The organism is Hyalangium gracile (assembly GCF_020103725.1).
In the GTDB taxonomy this organism is placed as follows: Bacteria; Myxococcota; Myxococcia; order Myxococcales; family Myxococcaceae; genus Hyalangium; species Hyalangium gracile.
Genome location: NZ_JAHXBG010000010.1, coordinates 1 through 12218, shown reverse-complemented (window position 1 = coordinate 12218; position 12218 = coordinate 1). Strand labels below are relative to the sequence as shown.

General features: G+C 58.2%; 8 protein-coding genes and 1 pseudogene. 2 read left to right on the top strand and 7 right to left on the bottom strand.

The features are described 5' to 3' along the window. Positions 1–12 precede the first annotated feature (12 nt). Together KY572_RS21095 and KY572_RS21090 are read right to left on the bottom strand one after the other, a co-directional pair. Positions 13–756 (bottom strand): SMI1/KNR4 family protein, encoded by a 744-nt coding sequence (locus tag KY572_RS21095; protein WP_224244713.1) that lies wholly within the window; start codon positions 754–756, stop codon positions 13–15. A 52-nt stretch (positions 757–808) separates the two neighbouring features. Continuing rightward, entirely contained in the window at positions 809–1915 is a 1107-nt protein-coding gene (locus KY572_RS21090) for a PAAR-like domain-containing protein (protein WP_224244712.1), read from the bottom strand. Between the two features lie 1100 nt (positions 1916–3015). On the opposite strand from KY572_RS21090, the gene KY572_RS21085 reads away from it, so the two are divergent. After that, positions 3016–4248, top strand: coding sequence for a PIN-like domain-containing protein (locus KY572_RS21085; RefSeq protein WP_224244711.1), 1233 nt, complete (start codon positions 3016–3018; stop codon positions 4246–4248). Positions 4249–4623: 375 nt separating this feature from the next. On the opposite strand, the pseudogene KY572_RS21080 reads toward KY572_RS21085, so the two are convergent. Then, positions 4624–4860 (bottom strand): annotated as a pseudogene (locus tag KY572_RS21080) (ATP-binding protein); the annotation flags it as partial. Between the two features lie 309 nt (positions 4861–5169). Between KY572_RS21080 and KY572_RS21075 the strand changes: the two are divergent. Continuing rightward, the gene (locus tag KY572_RS21075; RefSeq protein ID WP_224244710.1) at positions 5170–7731 is read left to right on the top strand and encodes a type I restriction enzyme HsdR N-terminal domain-containing protein; all 2562 of its coding nucleotides are present in this window, start codon (positions 5170–5172) and stop codon (positions 7729–7731) included. Between the two features lie 100 nt (positions 7732–7831). Here the strand turns inward: KY572_RS21075 and KY572_RS21070 are convergent, their stop codons facing one another. The 4 genes from KY572_RS21070 to KY572_RS21055 all read right to left on the bottom strand — a co-directional run bounded on the left by KY572_RS21070 (position 7832) and on the right by KY572_RS21055 (position 12103). Beyond that, complete coding sequence (locus KY572_RS21070) at positions 7832–9013, bottom strand: DGQHR domain-containing protein (RefSeq protein WP_224244709.1); 1182 nt, start codon at positions 9011–9013, stop codon at positions 7832–7834. Beyond that, complete coding sequence (locus KY572_RS48145) at positions 9010–9657, bottom strand: HNH endonuclease (protein ID WP_224245012.1); 648 nt, start codon at positions 9655–9657, stop codon at positions 9010–9012. The genes KY572_RS21070 and KY572_RS48145 overlap by 4 nt, the downstream gene beginning before the upstream one ends. A 616-nt stretch (positions 9658–10273) precedes the next feature. Continuing rightward, complete coding sequence (locus KY572_RS21060) at positions 10274–10618, bottom strand: helix-turn-helix transcriptional regulator (protein ID WP_224244708.1); 345 nt, start codon at positions 10616–10618, stop codon at positions 10274–10276. A gap of 321 nt (positions 10619–10939) precedes the next feature. Continuing rightward, complete coding sequence (locus KY572_RS21055) at positions 10940–12103, bottom strand: serine/threonine protein kinase (protein WP_224244707.1); 1164 nt, start codon at positions 12101–12103, stop codon at positions 10940–10942. Between the last annotated feature and the right edge of the window lie 115 nt (positions 12104–12218).

Genomic DNA, 12218 nt, shown 5'->3' with positions numbered 1-12218 from the left:
CGGGGGACGCTGTCAGGTCAGCAACGTATTGTCCTTGATGATTTCCAGGAGCCGGCTGTGCTCCTTCTCATGTGAGGCCGCTAGCTCTGCACTCAGGCCGCCTGTGTCAGAGGCACGATGCGCATAGAAAGCCGCATCAGCCCGATCGAACAGTGGGTTCATGACGCTGGTGTAAGGAAGCCTCTGGAAGCCGAGCTGAGGCATGATCCCCTCGAGTCCTTCCAGAGTCAGTGTCCCCGCTTCTCCTGGCTCGTGCGCCGCGGTTCCCCAGGAGGTCTGCAAGAACGCTCGATGAGGCAGCAAGTACATTCTCTTCACTTGGAAGGCGAACAGGAACAACATGTCCTGGAGTGACGGAAAGGCCAGCGAGAGCATGTCGGCATTCGCGAAGTCTTCCCCAAGCTCCGCCCGGATGATCTTGTAGTCGTCCGCCTCCGCGGATGAACCACAATCATAGTAGTAGCTGCTGTAAGGGTCCTCCTCGTGGGCAGCAATGAAGATGTACCGCTGCGGAATCCTGTCACGGGCTTTTCCTCGATAGAAGCGCAGGATCCGGTCGATGAGGAAGTTTGTCTCGGGGACGACGAAGTCGCCCATGCTGCGCCCCATGTGTCGCAGAAACTCCTGATACCTGCCAGGGAGCCTACGGCCCACCAAACGCTCGAGCTCAGACACCTCCCCGGCGCTCGCTCCGCGAATCGTGCCGGCATATCCCGCGTCGTACCGGCTGATGAACTCGATGAGTTCCTTCATCATCTCTCACCCATTGTGGAGTCAAGGTGTCGCAGTTGCTTCATTCCAGGAGGCGTCAGGGGCAAGTCTTCTCATTCATGTCACATAGCATCTGCGTCAGATGATTCTGGCACGTCTTGCATGAGGGAACACTCTCGCCATGGGCGAATGCCGAGGTAATCTGCTTGCCATTCTTGAAGAAGATCACTTTGACGCTCTGCTGCCCTTGAGTATGGCGCTTGAGAACCCGCGGGCGGTACCAGATCTCGGACATGGCGCCAGGAATATGTCCACCCGCTTGTGGGTCTTGTGCGTTTTGGAGGAGCTGCGGGGCTGCGCAGGCGCCTGCTGGCTTGCCACCCGGAACCACCGGCATCTTGGCAATTGGGATCTCGTCACCCCGGGGATTTCGGATGACACTGGTTGGCCCGAGGGGCTCGCAGAGCGTCCATCTGCTGTCTTTGGCCTGCAACAAGCGCACTGCGTCCTTGAACCCGTCAATATAAGGGGCCCTGCCGGACATGGCGGCGTAGATCTTCTGCCCACCTTTGCAGGTGAGAACTCCAATCATGTAGCCGTTGCGAGGCAATCCATCATCATCGAGCTTGAGAGTGTGTCCGAGCCCCTTTTCCTTCGCGACGGTCATGAGCGCCCGCAGCAGGTCCCGGGCTTTACCTCGAACGACCTGTGTCTCCAGGATGCGATGGTCTGGTTTTGGCTTCTTGCATATCGGGCACTTGGTCCTTCCCTCGACTGGGTCGTCTCCATAGGCCAATCCTGTGCCACCCTGTTGAGTGAAGGCTGTGTTGAAGGTGTTACCATTGTGCTGGGTGACATCCAGGAACCGGGCTACGCCTTTCCCTTCCATCTTGACGTCGATGCTATAGCTGCCCCAGGTCATCTTCCCTTTCGTTTTCGAGGAGATGAGGCCTCCGCCTGCCGTCCCGGGCTCGTCGCCGCTGCTCGTGCTGAGATTCGAGTTTGCGAGAGCAACAGGGTTTCCCGCGATACTTACCGACTTGCTTCCGTTGGAGAGGTCACTATCTCGCGCCACATTCACATAGGGAATGGGTACGGGTCCCCCAGGAGAGGGCGTCTTGCATACGTCTGGGACCGCCCCCGTGTTGACCTGATTATCGCCCTTGTGCGCGGCAGTCCGGCCATTCACGTAGACTTTGCTCATATGGCTCTCCAAGCCACAACGTCACCAGGCCAGGTTAACGCCCACTGCCACAGGGAGTGAGAATCGCGGGAAGGGGATGGTGGATGGCGTGTGGATGAATGAGTCGGTTCTAGAGTGCCCCATCATGGCCCCTTCACCGTTCCGTTGGCGAGCCCAAGTCGCCCTGGTTGCCCAGTTCGAGGCAGATCGGCACGGTGCGCCCGCTGGGAAGGTGTGCGCGGACGTCTCGACCGTGGATGCGACCTCTCGTCGTCCACAGGTCCCATTTCCCGGTGGATCGCTGGGCTTCTCGGGATGGAGGCGGCGGGAATCGAACCCGCGTCAAGGCGGAAGCAAAACCCCAAGCAGGTCGCGCTGTTACCGGCTAACGCCTTGATCTCACTTCGGCTCGTTCCTCTGCTCCGTCCCGTCTCGTCCCGTCTCGTCCCGTTCAATCCCCCGCTGGAGGGTCACACTGGGGGCACATGCGGCACAACAGGGGCAATCTGCTTGGACGCCAGCGGCCTGAGCTCCCCGGTCGCCCAGGGCTCACGAGAACCCCGTGGGAGGCGGACAGGAACGTGTGCCCTGGCAAGGTGTGGCAGGGGAGGAGCAGGTGGAGGAGCGCGGGTGGGCGTACCGGCGGAGGCAGCCGGAAGGGACGGTGCTGTACGAGGTGGTGAAGGACAACCTGGCCACGCAGCTGGAGGAGGCGAGCGAGGTGGGGCGCGGACTGCCCCGGTACGTGGAGCGGGACGCACGCCCGGTACCTGGAGTGCGGAGTGCTGGCGCACGGCTTCGGTGCTCCAGACTCGCTCTCACCCCTCCTGCTCCCTTCACGGCCCGCCAAGACCCCCCGCCTGCCTCTACACCTCAAGCAAGCCAACAAGTCCAGGGCGAACGTCCTGCGTAGCAACCCGGCCCAGTCCCATCGTGGTGTGTGCTCCTTCTTCGGCTCCACCGTCGCGGCACAGGGCAGGCTCCCCGCCTCCGGCTTCGCCCTTGCTTGAGGGAACCCGGCCATGACGAGCGAAAGACGCAGGGAAATCCAGAGTAACTCACCGGACTCATCTCTAGAATCCAAGAGCAAGAACTGCTACCGTCAATTCATGTCAAGCCAGATGCGCGACCTGTTCCGGGGCTACTATCGGCTAAGCACCACCGAATTAAATTCATCTTGGGCAGACTGCACTTTTGTCCTCGACGCAAATGTCTTGCTAGATTTGCACCGATACCCTGAAAAGCCCCGAGAAGAATTGCTTTTAATTTTTACGAAAATCAAAGACCGGCTATGGGTCCCATTTCAGGCGGCCTTGGAGTACGAGGCAAATCGTCTCGGCGTTATTCAAGATCAAATCCGCCGATTTCAAGATGTTCTTAAAATCGTTGCTGAGAGTAAAGCAAATCTTAGCAAAAAGATCGGGGAACTTCAGCTTAGCCGACGGCACGCCTCTATAAATCCGAGCAAGTTTTTAAAGGAGATCGAGAGGCATTCGGACAATTTCATTGCGGAGATTGAGGAACTTCGAAGCAATCATCCTATGGAATTCATGTCCGACGCAATTAGAGATCAGATTGGAGAAATCCTGAGCGGCAGGATCGGTCCCCCACCCGAATCGCAAGTTGTACTGGACGCTATCCAGAAAGATGCAGCCCGAAGGTACGAACGCAAAGAGCCTCCCGGCTACCTGGATGGAGAGGGGAGAAAGACAGATAGGGTAATTCATAACGGACTGCTGTACAGTAATGAGTTTGGGGATTATATTTTATGGAGACAGGTCTTGGATTATGCGGAGCATGCCAAGCCGAAAGCCGTCATCTATATTACGAATGATGAAAAGGAAGACTGGTGGAGAGTCGTCAGCGGGCAAAGGATCGGGCCCCGCCCGGAACTCGTCGAGGAGATATATAGATGCGCTGGCGTTACGCATTTTCACATGTATAACACCCTGCAATTCCTTGAGCATGCCGGCCGGATTTTCAACACGAAGGTAAGCAAAGAGTCCATCCGGCAGGTGCGAGATATTGCCGAGGTAAAGCGCCGGGGGCTCCCTCCACTTCAGCGGGACGAATTTATGCTGGCTTTAGCAAAATTCGACGAAAATCTCCGAGGGCGCAAAGAGTGGGAAGGCTTCGAAAATTTCCATTCCCATAAATACGCGATTGAGCATGATAACAAGCTTTATCCAGTGAAGCAGGTGATATCTCTTGCCACTGGAATTCCGACCTACGAATTTTCCGGAGGACATCAAGCAAACAGGCGTGTCCAAGAGTTGGGTTTTACCATTCGAGAACTCCGTTCCGCTGATTCCGAACAAGACATTCCGTTCACCGACGAGGCAGGCTCAACGTAAAAATGCAGTTACGCACTTTAGAACTGGCCTGCCGGAGGGGGGCACTCTAATACGGTCTGTCACCGACGAAGGGAGGCACGCGGCAGTCGCGTGGGGTCGCCCTGCTCGTTAGGGCACATGCTACGGATGGGCTCCCACGGCCTTCCTTGGGCCCCTGGCTGCTCGGGGGTTCGAGGCGCGACCGGGACAGCGCGTCATGAGGGGCGAACCCGGTACCAAACGGGTACCAAATCGGGCGAACGCGCCTGAACGCCATCGGACAGAAAACCGCCCTGCTTCCGTGGGGTTGGAAAGCAGGGCGAGTGTCCACAGCTGGAATCGAACCAGTGGCCTGCGGTTCAGGAAACCGCCGCTCTGCCCAACTGAGCTACGGGCTCAGTCCACGAGCAACCGCTCCACAGGCGCCGGGTCCACCGCGACTATCAGCGGGCGGGTGAATCTGCTGAACGAGACGAGCGCCTGGCCCGGCGCGAGCCTCGCCACCCGGCTCCACAGGCTCTCGTCGATGCTGCCCGCCGTCTTCTGCATCCGCGAGATGACCGTGCTGTCCGTGATTTGGTGGACGATGAAGTTGTTGTGCAGGCCCAGTACCTCGTTGGGCACATAGGAAGGACTGGGCCCCTGGTGGGGGCGGCAGTGGGGTTGGGGCGGGCGCCAGGAGTGCGGGACGACATGCCATGCACGAGGCGGAGTGGCGACAAGAAGGCCTGCCCCCAGTCTTCAGGCGCACCGCTGCTGTCGGCGGGCCGTAGGTCCGGCTCGCGCTACTTCTTAGCGCACTGCTGCCTCAGTCCCACAGCCCCTGCTGGGGCGGTCCGCGCGCGGGACCAGCGGCGGCGACTGATGGCACGAGAGCGAACTCGGACTCGTCACAGTCCCGACGCGCCTTCCCAATGCAAGCCCGCCGTATAAAATCCCTTCATGCAGCTACGCTCGGAAGAAGAGATCCGCAGCAAGGTGGTCATGACATGGCTGGCGGGACTTGGATTTTCTCCTGAAGACATCCTTGTAGAACCCACCTTCGAGGTGCGACTCGGCCGCAGTGTCCTGAAAGCCGACTCACGCTCTCAGCGGGATCCTGGTAAATTCAACCCTCGCGCCGATGTCCTCGTGCGTCACGTCGACGGCCGCAATCTCCTTATCGTCGAGGTTAAAGCCCCGAGCGAGCCGCTGGACGACAATGCACGAGAGCAAGGCCTTGCCTATGCACGCCTCCTCCGCAATGGAGGCATCGCCCCATTCGTCGTTCTGACGAACGGAGTGAACACTCGGATCTTCGATTCGATCTCGGGAAAGGAACTTGGGAGCGAGGGCATCCCTCCCGAGCACGGCCATGTCAAGGCGGGCTTTGTGGCGACAGGCGACATCCAGGAACTTCGCGCCACAGCACTGGAGATATTGGTCAGCCTGAATCCCGCCAACCTGATGCTCTTCTGTAGGGAGCAGGTCGCCCTTCGTATGCGGAAACTCCGCGACATCAATCTTCTCAGCGGACGCAAGTACGTTCCGGACCTATACATTAATCGCCCCGAGGCCCAAAAACGCCTCCACGAACTGATTGCTCGCGGTCGTCGTGTCATCCTCCTGATTGGGCCGCCCCAGGTCGGGAAGACGAACCTGATGTGCCACACCGTTGAGCAACGCTTGAACGAGGGGCTACCTACGCTCTTCTATCCCGCAAGTGCCATCGGCGGCCTTTCTGAGGAGTTGCAGGATGACTTCGAGTGGATCCTGAAACAAGGAGTTGCCTCCCAATCGATATTGGCCGAGAGGCTGTCAAACATCGCCAGGGCAAGCGGCAAGCAACTTGCTGTATTCATTGATGGATGGAACGAGGCCACGATCGATGCCGCGAGGTCCATCGATCAGGACGTCGAACGGATTGTATCGTCTCAAATCTCGTTCATCATCAGCATGACGACAGTCGCGGCGCGACGATTGCTGACCGACCAGACGGGCGATCCCTCGTTCATCGCTGACTCCGCTGGAGTCAATCAACAAGACCTGCTCCAGTTGGAACTAAGATCATCATTCCAAAACAGGAATTGGGACATCGTTCGCCTGGAGAACTACAACTACGAAGAAACAGAATTGGCGTATCAGCATTACGCCAACCTCCTGAATGTCCAAGTCCCTTACCGTCATCGAAAGGTAAGCGATCCCCTCCTCCTACGTACTGCCATGCTGAGCTGCCAGGGAGGAGTCCTGCCCGAAAGCCTGGAGGAGCCGCTCTGGCTGGGCAGGCTCATTGAGGCAAAGCTTGGACGTGCTCGCTTGCGCACTCCTCAGGCAGGTCGATCGCTACTCACGACCGCAGCAGAAGAATTGCTCGCGCATGGCAGCCCCATCCGGGAAGACCGTTTGACCGCGCGGTGGGGCATACCTCTGTCAGAAGGAGTGCCCGATGGCCTCTTCGAAGCCGCGATCTTGATTCGCCGTGCGGGCACAGGGAAGTCAACCGGAGTGGATTTCTACTACGAGCGCGAACGTGACTTCGTGATCGCGTACTGGACACGAAATTGGGACCGTTGGATGGATACGGAAGTAAGTACAATCAAGTCCGAACTGGCTGATATTGTCCAGACCGAGGTCGGGCGCAGTTCACTCGAATGGTTCCTGACGGAGAGCACCAACAATGAACTGCTGAAGAAGGTTTTCGGAGACCTCGCCTGTCACGACAACCCAACTGTCCGCCGACTCCTGATGTCCTGTGCTGCTTCCAACTTCTGGGCGGAACCAATTGATCCAGACTGGCAAGTCTACGCCATCCGTGCCGGACTCAAGGATGGCAGCATGGAGGTTAGACTCGAGGCAGCAGAATTTTTAGATAGATTGCGCATTGAAGGAGAGGAACGCTCTCCCTTGTCAACCCTGGCGAAAGATCGCCAATCCATCCAGAACCTGCTGATGGTTGACTCCCAATTCCCGCTTGAGCCGAGAACGACAGGAGAAATCGCGCTAAGAGCATTCTTGGCGCTGCATTCCGAAGGTGCTGAACCGGAAGACTTTGATGAATGGGACTTCGATCATGGCTCCAGCGTCACCAGAGTCCTGGCAGACTTGGCAGGCACTCCGGAATACCGGGCCATCGCCATGAAGGCCTTTGCGTATATCGCACCTCATGCCTTCTTTGAGTGGCTCACGCCCCAATTGCCATCTGATGGAAAACTGGCTCAGGAGTATACCGACGCAATCCTAGATGCGCTGGGCAATGCTACTGACCGCATCCATGAGTTCCTATACACAATGCACGAGCGAGAAGGCGGCATGCTGGATGCTTTGAAAGAGCGAAGCAGTAATCGACGCGAGCGTAAGAAAGACCTTGAGAGCCACAGGGAATGGTTCCAGAGGCTTCGGCAGATATATTCCCCCATTATCAAGAATTTCGACTGCCAGGAACTCCAACAGTTCCTGGACGATCTCGAACCAGAAGAAGACAAGCGCAAGGCTCGGACTCCAAAATCCCGCCCCAAACGCGCGTAGGAGTAGTCAACCGACGATTCTCGAAGAAGAACGCGCACTCTGCATTGCTTGTGAACTCCTAGACTTGGGACAGGCGCTCATCAAGGAATTGAGTAAGAGCCTACTCGGACGCCACAGCTTGACGTGCAAGCACTGCGAGGCCAGCGGACCAATCTTCCTTGTCTTTCAAGTTCTGCCTAATCCTGCGGAGATCCTTGCGGATGATTTCGCGGCCAGCTGAAGTATCTAGGCTTTTGAGTGTCCACTCAGTGGTCCAGAATTCAGGTGTAATCTGGGATGAGAGTTTCGTTGCGGTCTGGCGAACATCCCGTGGATTGGAGATGTTGACGAACTCGGCACGATCGAGCGTGTCTAGTTCGTCAACCAGATGCTCTGTAAATGCCCTGAATCCTGCATTTGAGAAGAGATTGTTGTCCGTCTTTTTCCATAGGCGGGGATATGCGTCGCGAACCCCATGCCAAAGGGAGAAAAAGAACTCAATTACTGCGTCGTCGTCATCTTCGAGTGCCAGCAGGCGCCGCCGTGCATAGTGTAGTCCGCCCTCAAGCGCTACTGGCTTTATGCAAGGATTGCCTTCGCCGCGACGTCGTTCCCAATCGACCATTTGATGGAGTGGGCTCTCTGGATCATCATCGATGATGGCCACAAGAGAAGCCCGTCCTTGTAACGAGACCCTGGCTGTCTTAAGGCGTTCATTGAGGTTGCTCTCATCGAAATCCACAATTAGAGACTTGACAAGATCTGGCGGCACCTTTGATGCCTTGTTGTTAATGACAATGAACTGAAACGCTTGTTCATTGGGATCTGCGTCCAGCAGAGCTGAGATCAGAACTGGCAGTTCCTCGTTCTCTATTCTGCTCATGCCGTGCAGTCTGTGCTGGCCATCAACAACGAATGCTGGTCGCTTGTCCTCGGCGGAGAGAGGATTGAACTCAAATGTTAGATAGCCCCACTCTACGCCATTCGTTGGCTGTGGCGGTTGCGGCCGAATTCGCTTGAACTTTGTTACATTTGGCTTGAAGGCCACAATTGTGCTTGTGGGGATTGTGTTTTCCGTGTCTGACTCAAAGTATCGAGCGATCGAGGTGACCTTTGCCTCATTTAGTCGGCGTTGAATTCCTCCTTCTTTTTCTGAAACGCGCGCAACGTATGACCATGCAAGGACGTCTCTTGCGGTGGTTGCAAAAACAAAAAAGGCTTTTCCGCCTTCGTCTCTTTGATGGACGCGAAAGCCGTAGAAGGTTCTGCTTTCGAGTTTCTGTCGAGTGGAGCGTTTCGTCATGGCTTGCAGTCGATACAAACGGAGATGCTGTTGAATATGTTATGGTTCTCTTCTCGGGATCGTGCTTCGAGACGAAGTCCGTCGGGGAGTGCTGAGACTGGCCGGTCGCATCGCTGACATGCGAAATTCGAGCGGAGATTGACCGCTAGCCGAAATTTTCTATCGGCCTCTTTGAGGAATGACTCTGATGCTTCTGGGACCTTTACGTGCCAGTGCTCATAGTGCATGTCGGCCGCGCTGGTGTAATTCTGCCTAAATTCATTGCATCCGCCACAAGTGACTCTCAAGTTGTCTTCGTCGCTCGTTCCCCCTAGTGAGCGCGGCCAGATATGGTCCAGTGAGAATCGCTTGGGATCTTTAGAGTCTGCGGTGGCGTAGTCGATTTCGCCTCCGCACAACTCACAACGAAGGGATTGGCGTGCACTCCGCTCTTTAATTGTCTTGAATGTGTGATTTGTGTAGTTTGCTTTTGAAGCATCTAGAGCCTTGTATGTCAGAGCGGCTAATTGTCTTGCGTCGCGCGACTCGAATGAGAGATGATAACGAAGGTATTCGTTCTCAAATTTCTCTTCGTGTATTGGTATGTCCGGTTGGTCGTACTTGTGCTCGTACCAGTGCGCGTTTGCGAGCAGTCGGCGCAGCATCATTAGTATGGTGCTTTGATATATCAGCTGCTCTAATTCAAGTGCATTGAATTCGTCTGAGATTTTTGTCACCCAGGTCGGGGTTTGGCTTCGCTTAGGGTTGTAGCGCTCCAGTAGCCATTTGTAGAGGGCTTCGCCTGGTGTTGGAATCCGGTTGGGCCGTAGTCTGTGAGAAGGCATGCGGAGGTATCCGCAGCAGGTTACGATTTTAAAGGGTTGGTGACGACGATTTCTGTGCAGAGGGATGATTCTGTACGACTTGCACAAGCTCTCTGTCTGAGGATGTGTGTAGACGTAGGAAAGACGGGCCGCCCTGTGCTCCCCCAAGCAGGTGAGGAGGAGGCGAGAGCGGGGAAGGAGTCAGCGGCCACAACGGAGCGGATGAAGCAGAGGACGCCGCGAGTGGGCTTTTGCCGAGTTGCTGAGGAGGACGTTCGACTTCGACGTGTTCGCCTGCGTGAGGTGTGGAGGCAGGCGCCGAGTGTTGGCGTACGTGAAGGGAACACGAGGGGTGCGCGCGATTCTGAAGCACCTGGGGTTGCGCACGGCGAGTGCGCACCTGGGCTGCTGGCTCGGTAGAAGCCCACGAGGATGGCGGCCCCGCAGCCCTTGGCGTTCAGCGCCCCGGCAGAAGTAAGGTGACCAACCGCGCCAGTGCCTTGAGCTTCGGACTGTCTAGGCGAGCGAGGCGGTGCAAGAGGCGGCGCTTCTCGGGCGTGTCACTCGGGCCGGGGGGCACCGTGTTTACCCCGGGGGCGCTCTGCCTCGGCTCCACCTCGGCAAACCCCATCAGTTCATGGGGGCCGCTGCCGAGAATCAGGCACATGCGCAACAGCGTTGGAACGCTCGGCAGCACGCCCCCCCGCTCCATGCGCCCGTACACCTCGGGAGCGATGCCGATGCCCTCGGCTGCTTCTGCTTGAGTCATGCCCGCTCGCTTGCGTGCCTGCTTCAAGGCCACACTCAGGGTGGCGGGTAATCGGCGCTGCCGGATCTCGATATGTCGCGGCAGTGGGGAGGGTTTGCGGTTGCGCTCCGTGGGGCGCCGGGAGCGTGCAGCGGCGGGAGGTTTCGCGGGGGCTCTTGGCATACGGAACCTGCAGGCGTTGTCCTGTCGGACGGGTGAAGGACCCAAGGGGCCAGCGGCGGACGGCTACGGTCAAAAGGGAGACGCGCACAGGGGGGCATGTCTCTCGTCCACCTCGAAGACAAGCCGCTCCCCTCCTCGACACGACGCCGAAGCAGAGCCTACGGGGAGCGTGAGAGAGGGCGCGGCGGGTAGCTAGGGAGTGCTGTCCCGCTCGTTGATGATGTCCTGTTCCGTCACCATGTTGGGCGGTAGCTGGCTCTCGCTCGTGGGCCCGAGAACGCTGCGGCTCATGCTGGCCCCCGCCAGAGAGAGCAGCACCTCGTCTAGCGCCGCCTTGGCTCCGTAGGGGGCTCCCAGCGCAGCAAGGCCCGCCCGCAGATCGGCCTCCACCTCAGCCGCCGACTGATAGCGATCTTCCGGGTCCCGCTGGATCAGCTTGCGAACGACGGAGCGCAGCGGATGCGCTAGCGGTTGGGTGATCTCGTCCACTTCTTCCCGGGTGAACGTGGCGGCCCGCAGGATGCAGTCGTCCGCATGATCCGGTAGGTCTGCCTCCATGGCCGTAATCGCCGCGTCCAGAACCTTCCCCTTTACCTTCTCCGTTAGCGCCTCCTCCAAGTCATCGGGCCGCACGGTGGCAGTGCTGTAGAGGTGTCGCCACGTGGCCAGTTCCAGCAGCACCAGCCCCAGTGAGAACAGATCCGAGCGCGGATCCGTCTCCTCGCATAGCAACGCCTCGGGGGAGCAATAGAACACGTCGCCATGAGGGCGCGGCAGCGTCGATGCCACTCGGCCCGGCAGCAGGGAGCGCGCACGGGCGAAGTCCGTCAGTATCACCCCTCCCTCTGGCTCCAGGAAGATGCGGGCGGGGTTCAAGTCCCGATGAACGATGCCCAGCAGGGCGCCGTTCTCGTCCTTGCAGGTGTGCGCGTAGTGCAGGGCGCCCGCAACCTCTGCGCCCACGTAGAGGCAGAACGCCGGGGAGAGGAGTTGTTCGCGCATCTGCGAGTAGGTGATCAGGGTGTTGATCGAGGTGCCCTCCACACGGTCGGACACGATGAAGAGAACGCCTTGGACTTCGTAGGGCCCGAGGGTGCGGGCGATTCTCGGGTGTTGCAGGTACGTGGCGAGGTGCGCCTCTTCCCGGAGCCGTGCGCGCATCCTCTCCAGCGTTTCGGGATCGTCTGACGAGCTAGGCGGCAAACTGCGGACGATGACTTCCCGCAGGCGCTTCTTCTCGGTGCGCTCCCAGGCTGGGACGGTCATTTCCCCGAGCCTGGATTGCGCCAACTCTTCGACCAACGGACACGACAGATCTACCTCATACGAGAGATCGCCGTGAGAGAAGAGAATCACCCCCGGGACGCTCCAGGGTTGGCGAGAAGTAGCCATGTTGTTGGCGGTCATCGTGGAGCGCGGAAATCGGGTCATCGGTCGCACGACGGCCCCACTCCCCGGGCGCCCGGAGTGG

What these genes read in the sequence shown, in the direction of transcription:
- KY572_RS21095 (WP_224244713.1), bottom strand. Translation starts at nt 756, where the DNA reads ATGATGAAGGAACTCATCGAGTTCATCAGCCGGTACGACGCGGGATAT.
- KY572_RS21090 (WP_224244712.1), bottom strand. Translation starts at nt 1,915, where the DNA reads ATGAGCAAAGTCTACGTGAATGGCCGGACTGCCGCGCACAAGGGCGAT.
- KY572_RS21085 (WP_224244711.1), top strand. Translation starts at nt 3,016, where the DNA reads ATGCGCGACCTGTTCCGGGGCTACTATCGGCTAAGCACCACCGAATTA.
- KY572_RS21075 (WP_224244710.1), top strand. Translation starts at nt 5,170, where the DNA reads ATGCAGCTACGCTCGGAAGAAGAGATCCGCAGCAAGGTGGTCATGACA.
- KY572_RS21070 (WP_224244709.1), bottom strand. Translation starts at nt 9,013, where the DNA reads ATGACGAAACGCTCCACTCGACAGAAACTCGAAAGCAGAACCTTCTAC.
- KY572_RS48145 (WP_224245012.1), bottom strand. Translation starts at nt 9,657, where the DNA reads ATGCTGCGCCGACTGCTCGCAAACGCGCACTGGTACGAGCACAAGTAC.